The 19,941-nt window shown below is 68.7% G+C and carries 15 protein-coding genes and 1 pseudogene; 5 read left to right on the top strand and 11 right to left on the bottom strand.

What is annotated here, in order from left to right:
* The coding region (locus D7X99_RS38065) for a molybdenum metabolism regulator (protein ID WP_121782037.1) at positions 1 to 636 on the top strand (636 nt) is incomplete at its 5' end.
* 29 nt (positions 637 to 665) lie between these two features.
* Here D7X99_RS38065 and D7X99_RS38060 read toward each other — a convergent pair.
* The gene (locus tag D7X99_RS38060) at positions 666 to 1,487 is read right to left on the bottom strand and encodes a hypothetical protein (protein WP_233614033.1); all 822 of its coding nucleotides are present in this window, start codon (positions 1,485 to 1,487) and stop codon (positions 666 to 668) included.
* Positions 1,488 to 1,638: 151 nt separating this feature from the next.
* On the opposite strand from D7X99_RS38060, the gene D7X99_RS38055 reads away from it, so the two are divergent.
* On the top strand, positions 1,639 to 2,829 hold the full coding sequence (locus D7X99_RS38055) for a substrate-binding domain-containing protein (protein ID WP_121782034.1): 1,191 nt from the start codon (positions 1,639 to 1,641) through the stop codon (positions 2,827 to 2,829).
* Positions 2,830 to 2,839: 10 nt separating this feature from the next.
* Here the strand turns inward: D7X99_RS38055 and D7X99_RS38050 are convergent, their stop codons facing one another.
* The 5 genes from D7X99_RS38050 to D7X99_RS38030 form a co-directional block, all read right to left on the bottom strand.
* A complete protein-coding gene (locus D7X99_RS38050; RefSeq protein WP_121782033.1) occupies positions 2,840 to 3,085 on the bottom strand; it encodes a FruA-associating protein, FapA in 246 nt (81 codons plus the stop codon).
* A 165-nt stretch (positions 3,086 to 3,250) separates the two neighbouring features.
* Positions 3,251 to 4,132: an aldo/keto reductase gene (locus tag D7X99_RS38045; RefSeq protein ID WP_121782032.1), complete on the bottom strand. Its 882-nt coding sequence runs from the start codon at positions 4,130 to 4,132 to the stop codon at positions 3,251 to 3,253.
* Positions 4,129 to 4,938 (bottom strand): hypothetical protein, encoded by an 810-nt coding sequence (locus D7X99_RS38040; RefSeq protein WP_121782031.1) that lies wholly within the window; start codon positions 4,936 to 4,938, stop codon positions 4,129 to 4,131. Before D7X99_RS38040 ends, D7X99_RS38045 begins: the two co-directional genes overlap by 4 nt.
* A gap of 102 nt (positions 4,939 to 5,040) precedes the next feature.
* Complete coding sequence (locus tag D7X99_RS38035) at positions 5,041 to 5,487, bottom strand: Spy/CpxP family protein refolding chaperone (protein WP_121782030.1); 447 nt, start codon at positions 5,485 to 5,487, stop codon at positions 5,041 to 5,043.
* 119 nt (positions 5,488 to 5,606) lie between these two features.
* Entirely contained in the window at positions 5,607 to 6,788 is a 1,182-nt protein-coding gene (locus tag D7X99_RS38030; RefSeq protein WP_199756418.1) for a serine hydrolase, read from the bottom strand.
* Positions 6,789 to 7,037: 249 nt separating this feature from the next.
* Between D7X99_RS38030 and D7X99_RS38025 the strand changes: the two genes are divergently transcribed.
* Positions 7,038 to 10,160, top strand: coding sequence for a hypothetical protein (locus D7X99_RS38025; protein ID WP_121782029.1), 3,123 nt, complete (start codon positions 7,038 to 7,040; stop codon positions 10,158 to 10,160).
* A 7-nt stretch (positions 10,161 to 10,167) separates the two neighbouring features.
* On the opposite strand, the gene D7X99_RS38020 is transcribed toward D7X99_RS38025, so the two are convergent.
* The 3 genes from D7X99_RS38020 to D7X99_RS38010 form a co-directional block, all read right to left on the bottom strand.
* A complete protein-coding gene (locus tag D7X99_RS38020) occupies positions 10,168 to 12,105 on the bottom strand; it encodes a glycoside hydrolase family 15 protein (protein WP_121782028.1) in 1,938 nt (645 codons plus the stop codon).
* Between the two features lie 127 nt (positions 12,106 to 12,232).
* The gene (locus D7X99_RS38015; RefSeq protein WP_147476386.1) at positions 12,233 to 13,159 is read right to left on the bottom strand and encodes an MBL fold metallo-hydrolase; all 927 of its coding nucleotides are present in this window, start codon (positions 13,157 to 13,159) and stop codon (positions 12,233 to 12,235) included.
* A 69-nt stretch (positions 13,160 to 13,228) separates the two neighbouring features.
* Positions 13,229 to 13,645 carry a DUF4267 domain-containing protein gene (locus tag D7X99_RS38010; RefSeq protein ID WP_121782026.1) on the bottom strand — a complete coding sequence of 139 codons (417 nt, stop codon included), beginning with the start codon at positions 13,643 to 13,645 and terminating at the stop codon, positions 13,229 to 13,231.
* Between the two features lie 147 nt (positions 13,646 to 13,792).
* On the opposite strand from D7X99_RS38010, the gene D7X99_RS38005 reads away from it, so the two are divergent.
* Together D7X99_RS38005 and D7X99_RS44765 are read left to right on the top strand one after the other, a co-directional pair.
* Positions 13,793 to 14,728: an AraC family transcriptional regulator gene (locus D7X99_RS38005; protein WP_233614030.1), complete on the top strand. Its 936-nt coding sequence runs from the start codon at positions 13,793 to 13,795 to the stop codon at positions 14,726 to 14,728.
* 646 nt (positions 14,729 to 15,374) lie between these two features.
* A pseudogene (locus D7X99_RS44765) lies at positions 15,375 to 16,115 on the top strand (lysostaphin resistance A-like protein); the annotation flags it as partial.
* 169 nt (positions 16,116 to 16,284) lie between these two features.
* Here the strand turns inward: D7X99_RS44765 and D7X99_RS37995 are convergent.
* On the bottom strand, positions 16,285 to 18,027 hold the full coding sequence (locus D7X99_RS37995) for a Bd3614 family nucleic acid deaminase (RefSeq protein ID WP_121782023.1): 1,743 nt from the start codon (positions 18,025 to 18,027) through the stop codon (positions 16,285 to 16,287).
* A 348-nt stretch (positions 18,028 to 18,375) separates the two neighbouring features.
* A partial coding sequence (locus D7X99_RS37990) for a sulfatase (RefSeq protein ID WP_121782022.1) occupies positions 18,376 to 19,941 on the bottom strand: 1,566 nt, incomplete at its 5' end.

Below are 19,941 nucleotides of genomic sequence, written 5' to 3'. Positions count from 1 at the left end.
GCACGAGCGCGGGAGGCCGCCGCCCCGCCGCCTCCCGCGCTCGTGCTGCCGCGCCGCGTGGCCGCCACCACGCCGGGCCCCGAGGCCGTGACCGCCGCCGCGTCCGCGCTCGCGCTGCTCCAGTCGAAGCTCAAGGGGCCCAGCTGGAAGGTGACGCGGCTGGCGCGCAAGGCCCGCCACGCGCTCCGCGCCCTGGGCGGCGTGGACCCCTCGGCGCACCCGGCCCTGGCCGCGCCCTTCACCGCGCTGATGGCGCACGTGGTGGGCCCCAAGGCGGAAGGTCGGCTGCCGGTGCGCCACGCGCTGGGGCTTTTGTCCCAGGTGGACGTGGCCGCCTTCCAGCGCGCGGCGGAGATGTGGAAGGCCGCGCCCGCGGGCTCGGTGCCGGCGGGTGTGGCGGCCGCGCGGACGCTCAACGACCCGGAGCTGGCGCTGCGCGTGACGGCGCTCCTCTCCGAGCGCCCCGACCTGCGCGACGGCTCCGAGGACGCCTGGACGAAGCGCTGGACCGTGCTCAAGCCGCACGTGGAGGCCCACCTGTCCGGCGCGGGCCAGTCGCTGGCCGCCTTCGTGGGCGGCGTGGACGCGGCCGGCGACGCGCACCTGTCCAAGCGGCTCGCCCGGCTGGGAGCGTGACGGCGGAGGCCCGCGCGTCACGCCCTGGCCTACGGCGCGCTGCCACCCGCGGACGCCGCGGGCTTCTGGAGGGTGGCGGCCGTGGGCTCGCGGTCCATCTCCTCCTCGGGGTAGGTCTGCGCCGCGTCCAGGTACTTCTTCGACTGCACCCGGCGGCGCTCCGCCTTGCTCAACCCCTCCGGGCTCAGCAGCGTGGGCTCCCCGCCGCCGGACTTCTCCACCACGTGGCCGTCGCAGAAGAACCACTCGGTGCGCCCGTCCGGCGACAGGCGCGCGAAGAACAGGTCCGGCTGGCCCACCTTCACGGGCTTCGGGCACCACGTCTCGCGCGCCTTCGCCTCGCGCTCCCCGCCCTGCTCGCGCCACTGCTTCTGCGCCTCGCGCAGCGCCGCGGCCGCTTGAATCCGGGGCCCCAGCTCCATCCGCTCCCGCGTCTCCGTCAGCAGCTCCCCACCGCGCCGGGCCAGGTCCGGGAACGCGCCCGCGCGACGGAAGTCGCAGGTCTTCAGCGCCTGGAGGTTGGCCTCGTGCACCTTGAGCACCGGGGGCAGCGTGCGCAGGCCCTCCTCCAGCAGCTCCAGGTGCTTCGCGTGCTCCAGCCCCTTCGGGTCCAGGGCCTGCTCCGTCTCCTTGACGAAGCGGGCCAGCAGGCCGTTCACCGCGGTCAGCTCGTCCTGGAACCAGCGCGGCTCCGCGTCGCAGGGGCTCGCCTTCGCCCCCGTGTAATCCCGATACTCCGCCCGGGACATGCCCAGCGCGTAGTGCTGGACGGGCGGGGCCTGCTTCGCCGCGCAGCCCCCCAACACCGCTCCCAGTCCCAGGAGCGCGATGCTTCGTGCCAGTGTCGTCATCCGGCCCATTCTGCCAGTCCTATGAGGGCAAACAAACCGACAGGATGGTTCCTGGAGGGGGAGCGGCCGGGGGAGAGGCCGTGAGTGACAGGGTTGTGACAAAAGCACCGGTGGGCTTTCCGGGACCGCGACCCGGGGTACGAGGGGGAGCATGAAGCCCCGGGCTCTCCTCGTCATTGGCATGCTGGCCGCGTTGCTGGGGGTGTTCTACCTCCTGGCGGCCCCGATGGTGCCCCAGCCGGGGACGCCGGAGCCGGCGTCCACCGTGCTGCCGTCGCGGCGGCGGGTGACGGACATCACGTTCCTCTACAGCACGGAGAAGCGCGCGTGGGTGGAGGCGGCGCTCGCGGAGTTCGAGCGGACACATCCGCGGGTGCGGGTGACGCTGGTGGGGCGGGGCTCGTTGGAGGCGGCGCAGGCCATCCTGGAAGGGCGGGAGAAGCCCACGGTGTGGAGCCCGGCGGACAGCGCGGAGTTGCGCATGCTCGCGGCGGACTGGGCGACGGACGCCTCGCACGGGCCGCTGTTCGCCACGGAGGGAGACGCCGCGCCGCATCCGCTGGTGATTACGCCGCTGGTGTTCGTGGGCTGGCAGGACCGGATGGAGGTGTTGCGCAAGGCGGGTGGGGGCGCGGCCCTGTCGTGGAAGACGCTCCAGCGCGCGGTGGCGAGCGACCGGGGCTGGCCCGCGGTGGGCGGCCCGCCGGAGTGGGGCTTCGTGAAGCTGGGCCACACGGACCCCCGGAAGTCGAACTCCGGCCTGCAGGCGCTCCTGTCCGCGACGCTGGAGTACCTGGGCCGGCGCGAGGGCGTGAAGGAAGGGGACCTGCTGGATCCGGGCTATCAGGCGTGGCTCCAGGGACTGGAGCGGGGCGTGACGCGCTTCGAGCCGTCCACGGGCACGTTCATGACGGACCTGGTGCGCTACGGACCGTCCCGCTACGACCTGGCGCTGGTGTACGAGAGCCTGGCCATCGCGCAGTTGGATCAGGCCCAGGGCCGGTGGGGTCCGCTGCGGGTGGACTATCCGCCGGTGACGCTGTGGAGCGACCATCCGGCGGCGGTGCTGCAAGCGGACTGGGTGACGCCCGAGCAGCGCGAGGCGGCGCTGGAGTGGGTGGCCTTCCTGCGCAGCCCGGAGGTGCAGGCCCGGGCGCTGGCGTTCGGCTTCCGGCCGGCGGATCCATCCGTGCCGCTGAAGACGCCGGACGCGGACAACCCCTTCACGCGGCTGGCGGCGCACGGCATCCGCGTGGACGTGCCGCCCGCGGCGGACGTGCCGGACGTGGCCGTGCTGCGCACGCTGTTGGAGCTGTGGACGCGCATGGGCGTGGGGCGCTGAAGGCCGCCGCCTACCGCACGTGCGCCACGAGCTCGGAGACGCGCAGCGCCCAGGCCTCCGCGGAGTCCAGCTCCGAGCGGGCATCGCAGTAGCGATCGAACGACGCCTCCGAACCGTCGCGCGCGAAGAGGGCCGCGTTGAAGTCCCTCTGCGCCGTGGTGAGCCACTGGCTCGCGCGCATGCGCAGCCAGTTCGCCACCTGCGGGGTGGGATCCACCTGGTTCAAATCCAGCGAGGTGGGGTGCAGCTCCACCATTTCTCCATCCTTCTCAGACTCTGGCATCGCGTTCATGGATCGGATGGTTGCCACGCCCCCCAGGCTGAGCACCCGACCCGGATGGACGAGACAAACGTCGATAGTGAGCAGTTGCCGACGCTGAAATCTTCGCTGGAGGACGGAACGTCAGACTGGCGGGCTGCGTTAGATGACGCCGTCCCACCCGGTGTCATTGCGACGGAAGGCGTCCCGGATGGCCTGAACGGTGGGCTCGGGGAGGGGCCCCTGCTCCAGGGTGCGAGCGTTGGCGCGCAGGTTGTCCAGGCGCGTGGTGCCCACGATGCAGGTGGCCACGCCCGGCGCGAACGCGGTGAAGCGCAGCGCCAGCTCCGGCCAGTCCAGGCCGTCTGTCTGGAGCGCCATGCGCTGCATCCGTTCCCAGTACTCGCCCACGTCGTGCGCGTAGGGGCGCCCCGGAAAGCGCCACGGCGCGTTGGCCAGGGGCCGCTTGGCGATGACACCCACGCCGCGTTCGGAGGCCTTGGCCACGCCATGGTCCAGCGAGCGCTGGTCGAAGAGGTTCACGGACGTCTGCACCACGGCGAACGCGCCCGTCTCCAGCGCGGCGTCCAGGCCGGCGTTGTCGCCCGAGTACGCGGCGGCGCGCACCTTGCCCGCCTCCACCGCGCGGGTGAGCGCTTCGATGAGCCCCGGGCGGCGGAGCACGTCCGGAGGACACGAGTGGAAGTGCAGCACGTCCAGCACGTCGGTGCGCAGGCGCTGGAGGGCCAGGTCCACGCCGCGCGTGATGCACTCGGGCGTCCAGTCCTCCACGCCGGGCACGCCATAGCCGCACTTGGTGGACAGCACGAACTCGCGGCGGCGAGCGCCGAGGAACCGGCCGATTCTCTCCTCGGACACGCCGTAGCTGGGCGCGGTGTCGATGAGGGTGATGCCTGCGTCCAACACGCCGTTGAGGAGCGCCTCCGCGTCGGCGTCGCTCAGCGCCTCACTGCCCACGGGCCCCGCGCCGAAGCCGAGCGCGGACACGGTGAGACCCCTCTTCCCCAGGGGACGTTGAATCATCGGGTGGGGCCCTCTCCACGCGCGGCCAGGTCGATGAAGCCGCGGATCCAGAGGAGGTTCACGGCGTCGCAGGCGTCCTGCGACATGGGCGTGGTGGTCTCCAGCGCGGCGGCGTACGGCACGCCCTGGCGCATGTACCAGTCGGTGACGCTGCCGTCGTGGAAGACGATGAGGCCGTGCTCGTCGGCGTAGGCGTTGTCGTCCACCTTGCGGCTCTTCACCACGGTGGCATGCGCGGCGGCGGCCTCCTGCATCGGGTGGTAGGCCGTCTTGTCCCCGAAGACGTACGCGTACGTGGCGACGCCGCCCAGGTAGTTGTCCTGGTGGATGTCGAGCGCGGCGTCTGGAGCGGGGAAGCGCGCCAGGTCCGTGCGCACCGCGCGCGTCTCCTTGGGGCCGCCGTCGTACAGGGCCCAGCGGAGGATGGACGGGTCGCCCACGAGCTCGCCGCGCCACTCTCCGGGGGCGACCTCGTAGCGCATGAAGTCGTTGTTGGGCTTCTCGCCGCTGCGGTTGTAGCGGGTGCCGTCCTCGAAGCCGGAGGGGTTGATGCACGGGTAGACGCGCAGGCCCACGCCCTTGGACTTCGCGTAAGCGACGATGTCCGGCAGGTGCTTCGCGAGCGTCAGCGGGCCGGCAGGCTCCTCCCCATGGAAGCCGGACGTGATGACGAGCCAGCGGTCGCCCGGGACGATGAGGCGGAAGAGGGGATAGTCGCGCCCCCCTTCATGTACCTGGCCGTATTCATAGAGCTCCCCCAGGGAGGCGTGGGAGCGGATGCGTCGAGCGTAATCGGTGTAATCCACCGACCGACAATAACCGTGCGCGTCATTCCTGCCCACGAAGGTTCACGGTGGGACACGGAATGTGTCATTCCGTGCGCACCGTGAGACCTGCTCGGGCGCGGGCTACTTCTCGCCGGTGCGCTCGCGGAAGTCGCTGACCAGCTCCTGGCGCTGGGCAGGGGTGAGCGTGCGGTGGACTTCGAGCACGGCATCCACGGCCTTGTGGGCGAAGGCGCGAGCGGCGTCGATGCGCGCGTCCACCAGGGCATGGAGCCTGGCGGAGTCAGGCGTTTCGGACGCCAGCTGGGCAACGGCCTCGGAGCGCGCGGCCTTCTGGCCCTCCATGAGCGACTGGCCTTCGTTGAGGAGGCGGTCCTTCACGGCGTGGATGGAGGAGCGCTGGGCCTCGGTGGCATTGAGGTCATCCAGCTTGTCGTCCAGCTTCCAGGTGACCATCTGGTTGATGCGCTCCGGGTCGGGCGTGCCGCGGTGATGGCGGCCCCAGCCGAAACCGGTGAGCAGGGTGACGGCGACGACGGCGGTACCGGCGATGACGAGCGTCTTCTTCATGGCGTGTGGCTCCAGAGTGGGGGTGCTGTTTCCCGCTGCTTGACTGGAACCAATATGGAAGCCGCCGGTTGCGGTGATTTGAGCCGGCGGTGAAGAAGTGTGAAGGCCGGGGGGCCGGCTCAGCGTCCGTCCCAGAACGCCATGTCGCCGTACTCCCAATCCCAGGGCACACCGGCCTCGCCCAGCACGAAGCGAACCAGGTGGGGATAGGCGGGCTCGGCGCGGACGTCGTTGCTCAGGATGAGCACGCAGCGGCGCCCGCGCGGCAGGCACACGAGGGTGTTGGCGGTGTTGTCGTTGTGGCCGTTCTTGAAGAACCCGCGTCCCTGCGGACCGTCGAACACCACCACGCCCAGGCCCGCCGCCAGGTCCTTGCGCCGTGACTCCGGCGGCAGCTCGTCCTGCAGGGTAGGGAACTGGCTCCGGGTGGTGATGGGCAGCAGCGGAGAGGTCATCCGGGCGAAGACTTCCGGTGACAGGCCCTCACCACTCACCAGCGCGGCCGCGAAGCGCGCCAGGTCATCGAGGGTGGTGTCCATGGAACCGGCCGCGCGCACCCTGCTGCGTTCGTCGTGCGGTTCCACGCTGCCGTCGGCCTTCCATCCGTCAGCCAGATTCTGTGCGAAGTCCGGCCGCCACATCATGCTGGTCGTGCGCATGCCGAAGCGGTCGAACACGCGCCGTTGCATCTCCGCGCCCACGTCCAGCCCGAGCCCGCGTTCGAGCACGAACTGCATCAGGATGATGCCGTCACCGGAGTAAGCAAAGCGGCTGCCCGGAGCGAAGTGGATCCGCAGCCTCTCGTCCGGTTCGAGGAACCCGAAGTTGGCGAAGCCCGCGCTATGGGTGAGCAGCACGCGAGGCGAGATGTCCCGCCATCGTTCGTCGCCGGCCAGATGGGACCAGGTCGAATAGCGGTCCTCGTCCGGGTACTCAGGCAGCGGCTTGTCCAGGTACTTCGAGATGGACGCGTCGAGGTCGATGCGCTTCTCGTCCGCCAGCTGCATCACGACGTACGCGAAGACCGCCTTGGTGATGGACGCGCCATACATCACCGTGTCGGTGCGCAGCGGTTCGCCCTTCGCATCGCGTGCGCCGTAGGCTCGGGTCGCCACCACGCGCCCGTTGTCGATGACCGCGATGGCCAGCCCCTTCGTGCCGGTCGCGGCCATCGCGCGAGCTGCTTCCGCATCCAGCGCGGCCACGTCGGGAACGGGCGGTGGCTCCCGAACCGCCGACGTCGTCGCACAGCCGCTGGCAAGCAACACACACAGGCCCCAGGTACGCAGAGCGTTCCGCAATCGGCTTACCTCCAGCGCGGAACATCCGCGAAGCCGGAAGCGTACTACGGGCCGCGAGCGCGACTCCCTGCATCCGGAGGAACGCACCCGCGTCCGCGCGGAACGCGGACGCCGTGGCGCTGAGCGAGAAACTCCGGGCGTCCCCTGGGATGGCGCCCGCCTCTTCGGCTGGCCCTCCGGTTGCTAACGGTAGCCCCCGGAGCCCGCATCCCCCTAACCGCGCTCTCCCCACGACAGGATGGAATCGCCGTGCCCAACTCCTCCTCACCCTCGACTCCGCAACTCCCTCCCGCTCCCCCCACCACCGAAGTCATCAGCATCCCCGTCGCTGGGCCGCTCGACGTCAACGGCGACAACGGAGAGTTCCGCCTCATCCAGACCGGCTCCTCGCTGGTCCTGGCCGGAGTCGACGATGACAATAAGCTCCAGGGCTACTTCAGCGCGTCGACTGTCGCCTACCTCAGCCGCCCCCAGGGCAATCCGAAGCGACTGGACCCCTGGACCCACTTCACCATCGAGAAGGACTCCACGCAGTCCTCCCTCGCCTTCCTGACCCAGAAGCGCATCGGCGTGGTCGCGAACCGCGACCTCGTCTACCTCTTCTGGATCGACACCACGAACAACCTCCTGTGCGCGACCCGGGTCGCCCCCGGCTCCACTCGCTCCACGACGGACTGGTGCCAGGTCTTGCTGCCCGCGACTGCGGCGGGAGGCAGCGCGACTCCCGTGAAGGTCCTCGCCCACGGCGTGTCGGCGTGCGCCGGCAAGGGCGCGACGGAAATCCTGCTCAACTACCTCGTCTGGGACTCCACGCACAACCAGCTGCAGGTCTGGCACCTCGTCCTGGACACGGGTGATTACAATCCGTTCACCAATAACTGGGTATCCAAGGTCCCGTCCTGGTTCGTGACGGCCCCCGCCACCAATCCCACCCAGACGTCCTCGAACCTGTCGCATCTCGACGTCCGCACCATCCTCGTCACCCAGCCAGGGGCCACCGCCACCGACGCTCCCGTCAACTGCGTCATCGCGGCGCTGTGGGATGAAGCCCATTACACCACGACCACCTTCTCCTGGACGCTGGACGCCGCGTGCCACGCCAACGTCAGCGCCTCGCCGCCGGCGCCGATGCTCCTCAACTGGCCCAACTCGACCAAGAGCCGCAAGGCCCTGGGGACGGGCCTGGCCGTGGATCCCGCTGGACGGCTCGTCGCCCTGTTCGCCGACGGCAACAAGAGCAACGCGATCTCCATCGCCGTGATTCAAGACATCCTGCCCTTGCGCCAGCTCAATGCGTCGGTCGCCGCGCCTGTCTGGAAGGAGTACGGCAAGATCTTCACGAGCACGGAAGAGGACACGATGGGTCCTCTCTCGATGTTCTTCTCGGTCGGCGCCATCCCCGAAGCGTCGAGCCAGGACGCAACCACCCTCCCCATCATTCTGGGGATGGTGTGGGTCCGCGAGGCTTCCACCTCGCTCGGTTCGCCCATCCAGATGTCCTCCCTGAAGTATGGCGACTTCAAGATGCAGACCGCCCTCCACCCGCCGAAGCAGGAGAACGCGGGCAAGCGTTTGCTCACGTCGGTCTGCGACCCGTTCCCCATGCCCATCCCTGCGCCGGAGGTCTGGGGGAATGCCAGCCCCGACGGCATGGCCGACTGGAACATGTTTGATTACGAGATGAACACGACCCAGGAGGACGTGGTCTTGAATGAGATCAACTTCGCCGCGAGCCTGGGAATCCAGTACTCCACGAAGGACACCGTCGCCGTGGGCGCGTTCGAGGGCCTCAAGTCGGGCGTGAGCGCCGGCCTCTCCGTGAAGGCGGGAGGCTCGGGACACTTCGCCTGGCAGGACGGCAAGTTCACGGCCCAGAGCATCAAGGTGCAGACGAAGGCCTACCGGCATCCGTACTTCCCGCTCGACGACGCGTCCCCCTACCTGGTCCGGCCCTACGGGTGCTACTTCGGACGGTCGCTGTTCTGGCTGCGTTCCCAGTACGGCACGGCGGCGAACCTCTCCTTCAACCAGGACACCTCGTTCAGTCCGGCGCCGTTGATCGTGGCCCACTGGCCCGTTGTCTCGAAGGACGCGGATGAAACCGCGGCGGGCGACTTCTTCAGCTACGCGTGCACGCCCGGCGTGGTCGACTCCTACACCGAGGCGGCCATCAACGCCCGGATGTTCAGCCTGTATACCGAGTGCGTGAACAGGCTGGTGGCCGCCGGCAAGACACAGGCGGAGATCCAGCAGATCTTCACGGCTCCGGATGGAACCGACCTCAGCCAGTTCTACAAAGGCAACAACTACGTCGCGGCCGTCGTCGCGAAGTACGGCACGGAGACCAACATCAATGGCCAGAAGTACCTCAAGTTCGCCATGAGCGGCGGCTCGGTCTGCGACGGCCAGTACCGGGTGTCGAGCAGCGAGACCGCGGGCTTCGGCGTCCACCTGGACATCAACGCCTATGCGGGCTTCGTCGAGACCGCCAAGATCGGGAACGCGGACCAGATGGGCATCGCCGCCGAGGGAGAGACCTACCTCGGGGGGACGTTCGACTTCTCCTTCTCATTCAAGCGCGATTCGACGAGCACCAGCTCGAGCGGCGTCGGCGTCTACACCTACCTGAATACACTGGCGCCGACGCAGTCCCTGTCCGCCCGGCTGTATATCTTCAAGGAGGCGTACCTGTGGGCGCTCGAGCTGAAGTACTTCCCGGCCATCGCGCGGGATTGGTACCTCCAGGCGCTGCGCAACGCCAAGGACCAGGGGGAGTTCACCTCTCCGGCGGCGGAGCCGAACCTGGACATGCTCGCCGGCACCACGTCGGCGGACAACCTCCTGCTCTACGAGCAGTCGCTGCCCACGCGCTTCCTGTTCGTCGTCACGGGCTGGGACCAGGGGCCGCAGCCATACACTCCCATCAACGTGCCCAAGGACCTGCCCGGTGGATACGATATCGCCACCTTCAACGGCGGCGTTCCGGATGGCGCCACCTTCAACCTGCCGGGGCCCTGCGACGTGGCCTACGGGGCGAACGGACATTTCCGCTTCATCCCGGGCGTGACGGGCTCCATCACCTTCAGCGCGGCGACCTTCGGCGATCCACAGTCCGGTGGCGCGAACCTGGGCTACTACCGGCAGGTCGGCTACCCCAACCGCTCGGCGTACAACGTCCAGCAGGACTTCACCCGGGTCTGCGCCGAGAACCAGACGTATGCACTGGGAGATGAGCCGACGACGGTGGCGTTCGGAGTCGACACGCTCTGGAACGTGGTCGGTGGGCTGACGGGGACCGTCACCGCCTCGGACGCCACGTTCGGGGATCCGGCGCGTGGGCGCGGCAAGGAGCTTCGGATCCTGCCGAAGTAACGGACGGTCACTCAATGGAGGGCGGCTCGGGCTCCAGGAGGTGCGGGGGCTCGGACTGCCCTTCGTCTCGGAGCCTGAGCGCGCGGTCGATGCGCGCGGCGGCGCTGATGAGGCCGAGGTGGCTGAAGGCCTGTGGGAAGTTCCCCAACTGCTCGCGCGTCAGCGGGTGGATCTCCTCCGCCAGCAGTCCCAGGTGGTTCGACGCCTCCGCGTGCGCGACGAAGACGTCCTCGGCCTCTTGGATGCGATTGGCCAACGCCAGCGCCTCCGCCAGCCAGAAGCCGCAGAGGATGAAGCCTCCCTCCGGGCCTCCTACCCCGTCATCCATCCGGTACCGGCGCAAGAACGGGCCCGCGCCCAGCTCCGCGCGCAGCCAGTCGAGCGTCCTCAGGATGAACGGATCCGTCCCCCGGAAGCAGCCCACGATGGGCAGCTGCAGCAGCGCGGCGTCCGGCTCGTTCCCTCCGTAGACCCCGACGAAGTGCTTGCGCGCTGGATCCACGCCGTTGCGCAGGATGTCCGCCCGGATGACGTCCGCCAGGGCGGCACTGGACTGCTCCAGCGCCGTCTCCCCGAAGAGCCGTGCCAGGTGCTGCCCCCGGCGCAGGGCCAGCCACCCCATGAGCTTCGAGTGGACGTTGTGCCGCATCTCCCGGCGAGGCTCCCAGATGCCGTGGTCGGGCTCGCTCCAGCGGCGGGCGGTGGCCTGGATGACTGAACGGAGCAGCCTCCAGGTGCGCAGCGGCAGCCGCCCGCCGGAGCGCTCGTAGAGGTACGCCGCGTCGAGCAGCGCGCCCGCGGTGTCGAACTGGAATTGGTCCCTCGCGTCGTTCCCCAGCCGCACCGGCCGCGAGCCCTGGAAGCCGCCCAGGAGGTCCAGCTCCCGCTCCGGCGGCACGGAGGCGCCGTCCAGCGTGTACATCACCTGGAGCGCGTCACCGCGCTGCAACGTGTCGCGCACGAAGTAGAAGAACTCGCGCGACTCACTCTGGAAGCCGAGGAGGTTGGTGGCGCGCACCGCCATCGCGGAGTCGCGGACCCAGCTGAAGCGGTAGTCCCAGTTGCGAGGCCCTCCAATCCACTCGGGGAGCGAGGTGGTGGGCGCGGCCACCATCGCGCCCGTGGGGCCGTACATCAGCAGCTTCAGCGCCAGCGCGGAGCGCAGCACGTGGTGCCGCCACGGCCCTTCGTAGTGGAGCTGTTGCGCCCACTCGCGCCAGGCTTGGCGCGTATCCCGCAGGTGGTCGAAGGGCCGGTACGCGGCCAGCGGCTCCGGCCGGTCGGAATCCCACGACAGGATCATCCAGCGCCGCTCGCCCGGCCCCATCCGGATGCGCGTCTGGAGGCCCGTGTCTCCCCGGCAGGGTGAGCCGCGCAGCGGCTCGCACGGCCGCCACTCCGCCTCCCCGCTGAGCACGGCGACCAGCCGCTCCCCTCCCGACCCGCGGGCGACCAGGCCGTGCTCCTCCCGCTCCACCCGCGTCCGCGACGCTCCGTAACCGAAGCGCGGGTCGAAGACGATGTTCAGCTCCACCGGGCCTTCCAGGCACTCGATGCGCCGGTGCACCTCGTGGATGTTGGAGCGCGGGTCGTTGGTCCACGGCATGTAGTCGATGATGCGGATGGCCCCCTTGCGCTCGAAGCGGAACAGCGTCTCCAGGACGTTGGTGTCCGGGTCGTAGCGCTGCAGGCTCTCGAAGGGCCACACGACGGGGGTGATGCCGGTGATGCCACCCTTCGCGTCATCGAGGATGCCCGCGAAGACGCTCGGGCTGTCGAAGCGGGGGAAGCAGAGCCAGTCGATGACGCCGTCCGGCCGGACGAGCGCGCAGGAGCTTCCATCGCCAATCACCCCGCGGGCGGCCAGGGAGATCTCCCGGTAGGACGCCGGATTGGTGAACCGGAAGGGGCGGGCCATCCGCCTGGCGGCGCTGTAGAGGTCCATGAGCAGGCGTGTCGCGGGGCAGGAGCGCGACCTCCCGCCCTCAAAGTAGCGACCCCCGCGAGACGGCCGCACCCGGCGACCCACCCGCGCAGGGGGCCCCCGTCCCGCCCCCTGCCCCGTGAATGGATCAGAGCAGCCCGTCCAGGATGAGCCCACGGCGCTGGTAGTCCTGCATCTGCGCGCCGTCGTGGGCCACCACCGGGTGCAGCTCGGGCGCGGTGCGCAGCAGGTCGTGCAGCCACCGCAGTTGGTGTGCCATCGCCTGTGCATCCTCGCCGCCCAGCCAGTTGGTGAGCCGCGGGTGCATCCTCGGGAGCCGAATGTTGTCCTGGTGCCAGGCTACGTCGCCGACGAGCAGGAACTCGCGCCCGTCGACGAGCCGCACGTACACCAGCTGGGTGCCGGGCGTGTGGCCCGGGGCCTTGATGAGGACCACGCCGGGGCGCAGCAGGTGCAGGCGCTCGTACTGGAGCGGAGTGAGCCTGGCGCGCAGCTCCGCGGTGAAGCCGGCTTCCTGCGCGAGCGGGCTTCTCAATTGTTCGTCCGTGAGGTGAACCTTGCTCGCCACCTCGTCCAGGTATGGCGAGTGCGCGATGCCCGCGCAGTGGTCGAAGTGCTCGTGGGTGACGACCGTCGCGTCCGCGCGGCGCAGCGCCTCCTGGACCCGGGTATAGGCCGCGGCGTCGAACTCCGATCCGGGGAACTGGGCCTGCTGTGTCTTCTCGTCGTTCACGACGTCCACCAGCACCGTGCGGCCGTCGGCATAGACGACCTGGTACGCGTTGAAGTCGAAGGAGTCCTCTCCGAAGCCGCCGCCGGCCACCACGAGCGCGTGGGGCACTCCGGAGGCCCGGCCCACGTGCTGGCTGCGCAATCCGGTGGGGAGCGGCGCGCCGGTGGAGACGGCCAGGGCCCGGATGGCGCCCAGGTCGGCGTCGAAGCGCGAGGTCTCCGGTACGTTCACGTCGCTCAATCCCACGGCCGCGACGACGACCAACACCAGCAACAGGGCCGCGACAGCCAGGCCCACGCGACGCCCCAGGGTCCGCTTCATGGCCGGCATCTTGCCAACTCCCGCCGTCGCCCTGCGTGAAATTCCCGCGGTGTGCGCACCTGCGGTGAATCAAGCGGTGCCCTTCTGGGGGCGCAGCAGCGCGGCGGCCAGCACGACTCCGTAGGCCGCCGCGCTTCCATGGACAGCGAGCGCGAAGGCGAGCGAGGCCCCTCCATGCATCACGGTCAGCGCGTCCACGATGGGCATCACCATGCAGGCGAGGACGAAGACGCCCGCGGACTGTCGCTGCCGGATGGCCACCAGGGCGAACATCGCCAGTGCCAGTCCGAGGTCCCTGCCCGCCTTGACGTACAGCCAGGGGATGACCTCGCTCCCGGAGTCGGGCAGACCGAAGCCCCTGGCCGCGCTGATCGGGTTCAGCGCGGCATTGAGGCTGAGGAACAGCATGAATGCGCCCAGCAGCAAGGTGAACAAGGCCGTGGGCGAGGTGAGCTTCCAGGGCAACTGTGAGGGATTCGGATTCATGAGGCCTCCAGCTGAAGAGCGGGTGTCGTTCATGACTGGGAATGTGACGGGCTGGCCTCGGAGCCGCCATTCGCGGACGGCTCAACCTTTTGTCTGAAACGCTCAGGGCATGAGCGCTGGGGACAGCCCGCTGCTAGCCTCGAGGGCATGGACCTCTCGCATGCTTCCGACCTGCTGGGGCAGATTCTCGAGCGAACCCGGCTGCGAGGGCAGCTCTACTGCCGCACCGTGGCGCGGGCTCCCTGGGGACTGCGCTTTGCGCCCACGGCCTCGGCGGCCCTGCATCTGATCCTCGCGGGCTCCTGTCACCTCACGCAGGGGCGGGACACCGTCGCGCTGGGGCCAGGGGATGTCGTGCTGCTGCCGCGCGGCGACGGGCATGCCGTGGCGGACTCGCCCCGCAGCCCCAAGCTGAGGGTGGAGGAGTGGCTGGCGACACGTGGGGAAGGGGCTTCCTCATATGTCCTGGGCGGGGCCGGCGTGGAGTCGCGGGTGCTCTGCGGCTTCTTCGCGTTCGACGAGCCGGGGGCGCATCCCGTGTTGCGGCTGCTTCCCGGGCGGGTCCACCTGCGGGGGGCTTCCGAGGACGCGCGTGCCCTGTTGCCCACGGTGTCGCTGCTCGAACGGGAGTACGAGCGGGGAGAGCGGGGCGCCTCGGTCATCGTCTCCCGGTTGCTCGACATCCTGCTGGTGCAGGTGCTTCGTGCCTGGGCGGACGCGCAGCCGCCGGGCGGCGCGGGCTGGCTGGGGGCGCTCGGAGACCGGACACTCGCCAGCGCCCTGGGCTGGATGCACGCGGAGCCAGGGCGGAGTTGGACCGTGAGCGAGCTGGCGCGGCGCTCGGGGACATCGAGGGCGACGCTCGCGCGGCGCTTCGCGAGCGAGGTGGGCGTGGCGCCGCATGAGTACCTCACGCGGCTTCGGATGCAGGAGGCCGCGCACGCGCTGCGTGAGGGACAGGACGGGCTCGCGGCCATCGCGGGCCGCGTGGGTTACGAGTCCGAGTTCGCCTTCAATCGGGCTTTTCGGCGGGAGATGGGAGTGCCTCCCGGCGAGTACCGGCGCAAGGCTCGTGAGGGATGAACAGGCCCGGAGCGGGCGGGAAGAGGGAGCAGGGGCATCTCCCGTTCAGCGCTGTGTGCACAGAAAACCTGAGAGCGAGAAGGACATCGGACTTCGCTCTGACCTAGAGGTTCCAACGGGCTCGCCGCGGACTGCTTGCCCACTGGCTGGCGTGCAGTGCGAACCATGCAGCAGCAGCTGCTGCTAGTTCCGCAGGAGCCCCCTGTTCAATCTCGATTCCATCCGGCGGTCCGACGTCAACGCCTGCTTCTTGCGCCGGGACCCCATCGTCCCCATTTAGAAAACTTCGACTCCAGCCACCACGAATCGCTCGGCCATCGAAGTCGAGTCGCAGTGTGTCGCGAACTGCTCCGCCCTCGACGAAGTCCGTGGACACGATAATCCACGGATGTCCCTCGGCGGTCTCGTGCTGCCATACATCAAGATTGGGTTGAAGATGGAGCAGAGCCTCGAGAAACCTGGCCTCGGCATCAGTCCTCGCGACGTCTTGGAGTTCAGAGATTGGCATTTGCTTGTCAATTGTTGCCATGGGGTGGTGCCCAAGCATGACTCGCCCACCCACATCATGCAGGGTCGCCTGGTAACACGAGGTCGGTGATGAGGTCGTTCTCCTCTCGCTCGAACTGGGGCGCTACTATCGCTCGCCATGGATTCACCTTCCGACCTGTCCTCCGCCGCCCATTCGCCGGTTCCCACACCGCCACGCGTATGGACGGTCCTGGTTGCGTTCGCCCTCCTGGTGACGGCAATCCTCGTCGGGGGCGTCATCTCCGCCAGCATCGCGATGGCGATGGAAATGCTCCGCTCGGGAGTGAGCCCGCAGGACACTGGAGCCATCCAGGCCCTGACGGAGAAACTCAAGTTGATGCCCTGGCTGATGGTCGCGGCCGTGATGACGTCCAGTTGCTTGGGCTTGGTCGCTGCGCTCATGGGCGGGTTCTTGTCCCCAACGCCGTTGAAGCAGCGGCTGCGCCTGGACGCCGGAACGCCGATGCCTGCTTGGGCCTGGGTGGCCGCGCTGGTGGGCTGCTTCACGATGGGGCAGGCGATGGAGAGCCTGTCGGTGCTCGCAGGCGTATGGAATTACGCGGCGTCGCTGAAGGGACTGCAGGCCGCGAGCCAGGGCTCGTTCGCGACCTTCGCGGCGTTGCTGTTCTTCGGTGCCCTGGTGGCGGGCACCGCGGAGGAACTCTTCTTCAGAGGCTATGTGCAGACGCGGCTCGTGGAGCGCTGGGGCCGCACGGCTGGCATCGCGGGCGCAGCCACGCTCTTTGGCATCCTGCACTTCGACCCCATCCACAGTCCCATGGCCCTGATGATGGGCCTGTTCCTGAGCTGGCTCGCGGAACGCACGGGAAGCCTGCGGCTGCCCATCTTCGTCCACGTCTTCAACAACCTGACCTCGTTCCTGTTGTCTCGCTATGCGCCGTCCACCACGGAGCTGCCCGCCTCCGCCCACGTGACGTTGCTGGCGGTGTGCACGCTGGTATTCGTGGGAGTGGTGATGGCGCTGCGGCGGATGAACGCCCGGTCTCCGGAGGGAGAAAGACCTTCCTTCAGACATCGAGCTCGCGGCAGAACGCATCCCCGCACTCGAGGAGCAGCGCGACGACATGCTCGTGGTACTGCCAGGGATTGGGCATGTGGGTGGAGACATCCCGTTTCACCGTGTCCCAGATGAATTGACGCAATCGCTCCCGCAGCACCTCGAACTTGCCGTGCTGGCTGCCCAGCCGCTGCTCGAAGAGCGGACCCACGCTGTAGTTCAGCTCCCAGAAGAGGCGGTCCCGTAGGATGGTATGCATCGAGGAGACGTTTCCCGGATGCAGGGGACTGACGCTGATGCCCGAGTCCGAGGAAAAGGAGAAGGGCTCGTTCACGGGCTGCTGGCGGGAGACGGGAGACGAAGTCGTGAGGGGCTGGGGCACCTGGAGGGCGTTGGAATTGGAGGGCTCATCCTCTCCGAGGTCCATGCCTTCCACTGCCAGGGGATGGGGGGATGAGGCGTCGTGCATCTGCCCGAACGTCGTCGTTCCCTGGGATTGCTGGCGCTGGGCATTGAACTGCTGGAAGAGCGTCTTGTACTCATTGTTGCCGTACGCATCGACGAACGGCGCGATGTGCCAGAGTGCGCTGAACACCGTGGCGTTGCGCCCGTCCTGGCCACTGTACTTGTGGACCTTGCGCAGCAGCGACCGCGACGTGAGGGTGACCTCGCTCCACCAGCCCTTGCTCTCATTGAGCGTCTTGGTGATCTGCGGGTTGGAGCTCTGCCCGTGAAGCGTCTGCAGGCTCGTGGTCAGGTTGGGGATTTTGAGCCCCTTCTGGGGCTCCTGGACGTTGTAGTGGTTGGTGGTGAAGACCTTGACGGGCTTCGTCGAGCCCTCTCCGAGGAAGAAGAGCCGCTTGGGGGTCAGCCCGTCGAGCGCGGTGTTCCTGGCATGGGTGCCCGGGTCATCCTGTCCCATGTAGACGCGTTGCACGCCCGTATGGGCAATCATGCCTGCGCACATCTTGCAGGGCTTGAGCGTCGTGAAGAGCACGGCGCCCGCGGGAACATCGTTTTGGGTGCGCTTCCAGTAGGACTGGAGCGTGTTGACCTCGGCATGGAAGCTGTTGTTGAGGTTCCTCTGGTTCAGCCCCCAGCCCAGGATCTGGCCCTGGCCGCTCACGAGGAGCGCGCCGATGTTGTGGCCCTCTTCTCGCTTGCTCTGGGAGCGACCCGCGACCAGGGCGAACGTGGCCATCATATAGAGACGGTGGAGGGTGCTCTGCTTCTGTGCCTGGTTGCCGAAGGGCGTGAGCGCCGGGAGCAGCTCGACGCCTACGGGCGCCGGACCCGCGCCGGAGATCCGGAAATCGTCCAGCTCGGCTCTTCCCAGCAGGTCCTGGGTGACTTCGGTGACCTGCACCACACCGCCCCCGGAACCGGTGGGGAACGGCCCTTGAACGGGCGTGACGCGGGGATCCAAAGTCATGGTGAACTTGAGGAAGCTCGCCATTCCCCTGCACATCTGCGTCACGACGTAGTCGCTGCTGGTGTGAAATTGGCAGTGGTAGCGTCGGTCCGCATCCAGCCCATTCCAACCCGCCATGAACTGCAGCAGGCGGACGACGCTGGAGCTGGGGGCCTGGGTGCCATCCACGGGGGAGGCGGTCCAGAAGATCTGCTCGTTCTGGTTCGTGTACTTGGGATAGACGACGCAGAACGTGAAGGGCCGGTGTTGCAACTGCCGCCCATCGAGCGTGGCGCGGAGGCTGGCCGCGATCGCCTGCAGTTCATTCGGCTTGAATGCCATCAGTGCGCTCTTGTGAGTTCGAGTTGTGTCCGCGGAAGCCACAGCCCGTGAGGGGTTATAATCCGAAGGGCTAAAGGCTGCCACCGCCGACCCGCCCGATTCCTCCCTCCAGCCCAGTCCCTGAACAGCTCGCTCCTCGCGGCCCCCATGACGCCTGGCGTGGGCACAGCGCTGCGGCGGATGGGGGCCCGGTCACCAGACCCTGCGCTCACCTTCAGTGCGAAGTGAGTAGCATCCGCTGCCGCAACGCGCGCAGTGCCTCCAGGTCGGGAGCCAACTGCCGAACCTCTCCCATGGCCGCGTCCGCGCTGATGGCCATGGAGTGACACCCTGGCAGCGGTGCTTCGTTCAGGGGCCCACGGCGCCGCGAACCTCAACCGTTCCATCCGGGAGCTCCGCCGCCAGCTTTGCCCTCAACGTGGCCACCACGTTCGGATTGTCTCCCGCCACGTCCCGCAGTTCCGACGGATCCGAAACCGTGTCAAAGAGCTGCACCCGCACTCCGTCCGGAGTGGGCAACTCCAACAGCTTCCACCGCCCCAGATACACCCCGCGGTGCCGAGCCCGGCGCACCGGTCCCTCCCACTCCGGCTTCAGCGCAATCTCGCCCGTGTCTCCCTCCACCAGCGCAATCTCATACAGCCACGGATACGGCATGCGCACCGCTTGGTACGCCTGCCCATCCCGGTCGCTGAACCACACATCCGTCTCAATCAACGCTGGCGCATCCGGCAACTGCTTTGGCTCCGGCCCCGGACGCGCGAGTGACGCCAGCGACCGACCCCGGAACGATTCAGGCGCGGGCACGCCCAGCAAATCCAACACTGTCGGAGCCACGTCCAGCGACCGCGCCCGCTGCGTCACCTCCCGCCCTGACGCCACCTCCCCGGGCAGCCGCACCACGAACGGGATGCGCAGCCCCGCGCTGCCCCACAGGTGGTCGCCATGGCCCTGGCCCAGCCCTTCATCCTCCAGGTGCTCGCCATGGTCCGACACCAGCACCACCAGCGTGTCATCCCACCGGCCCCGCCGCTCCAGGTCCGCGCGCACGTTCCCCACGAGCCCATCGAACGTGCGCACCCCGGCGTCGTAGTTCGCTCCCAGCGCCGCGACATCCTCCGGCGTGGACGCGGGCGCCTCCGGATCCGCCTCCATTCGAGGCGTCGCACCGAAACGCCAAGGTCCCCGATACCCGCGCTCCACGTACTTGCCCTCCAGCGGCCACGGCGCGGCGTACGGGAAGTGCGTGGACGACGCGAACACCACCAACGCGAACGGTGCATCCTCCGGCATCCCGTCCAGCACATGCCGCACCCGCATGCGCAGCGGGGCAGGGTCCGTCAGCTCCGGGAACTCGCCCCGTTCCTTGAAGAGCCCCGGCGCCAATGCCGTCCACGGCAGCAGCGCCACGTGGGGGATGAGCATCCGCTGCCGCACCAGGTCCGGGAAGCGGAAGTCCGGCGCGGACACCCTCTGGAATCCATAAGGGAACCGCGAGAAATGATCCCCCGCGTAGTCCGCCACCACCGCCGTGCGGTACCCCTGCGCCTCCAGCGCTGTCGCCAGCGTGGTGAGCTTCGTCTCGCGCGCCTCGCGTCCCACCAGCGTGTGCACCACCGGGTGCTCGCCCGCGTACTGTGACGTGAGCAGCGTCGTCCACGACGGCGCCGTGCGCGGCACCTGCACCACCGTGTCGTTGAAGCGCGTGCCCTCCTCCATCAACCGGTCGATGTTCGGCGACGTGGGCCGCGAATAGCCGTTGCCCGACAGATGGTCCGGCCGCAGTCCGTCCGACGCGAGGATGAGCAGGTTCGGCCGAGCACGTCCGGCGGACTCCGACCCCTGTTCCGTCCGAGTCAGCCCCAGCCCCGTGAAGCCCGCCACCGCCGCCGCGGCCGTCACGCCACCCAGCAC

This window comes from Corallococcus sp. AB032C (genome assembly GCF_003668935.1).
GTDB classification, from domain to species: domain Bacteria; phylum Myxococcota; class Myxococcia; order Myxococcales; family Myxococcaceae; genus Corallococcus; species Corallococcus exiguus.
The sequence above is the reverse complement of the archived record's forward strand: the minus strand, read 5'-3'. Positions and strand labels throughout refer to the sequence as shown.

Coding starts and splice junctions, on each gene's coding strand:
- D7X99_RS38060 (WP_233614033.1), bottom strand. CDS start 1,487: ATGACGACACTGGCACGAAGCATCGCGCTCCTGGGACTGGGAGCGGTG.
- D7X99_RS38055 (WP_121782034.1), top strand. CDS start 1,639: ATGAAGCCCCGGGCTCTCCTCGTCATTGGCATGCTGGCCGCGTTGCTG.
- D7X99_RS38050 (WP_121782033.1), bottom strand. CDS start 3,085: ATGGTGGAGCTGCACCCCACCTCGCTGGATTTGAACCAGGTGGATCCC.
- D7X99_RS38045 (WP_121782032.1), bottom strand. CDS start 4,132: ATGATTCAACGTCCCCTGGGGAAGAGGGGTCTCACCGTGTCCGCGCTC.
- D7X99_RS38035 (WP_121782030.1), bottom strand. CDS start 5,487: ATGAAGAAGACGCTCGTCATCGCCGGTACCGCCGTCGTCGCCGTCACC.
- D7X99_RS38020 (WP_121782028.1), bottom strand. CDS start 12,105: ATGGACCTCTACAGCGCCGCCAGGCGGATGGCCCGCCCCTTCCGGTTC.
- D7X99_RS38015 (WP_147476386.1), bottom strand. CDS start 13,159: ATGAAGCGGACCCTGGGGCGTCGCGTGGGCCTGGCTGTCGCGGCCCTG.
- D7X99_RS38010 (WP_121782026.1), bottom strand. CDS start 13,645: ATGAATCCGAATCCCTCACAGTTGCCCTGGAAGCTCACCTCGCCCACG.
- D7X99_RS38005 (WP_233614030.1), top strand. CDS start 13,793: ATGGACCTCTCGCATGCTTCCGACCTGCTGGGGCAGATTCTCGAGCGA.
- D7X99_RS37995 (WP_121782023.1), bottom strand. CDS start 18,027: ATGGCATTCAAGCCGAATGAACTGCAGGCGATCGCGGCCAGCCTCCGC.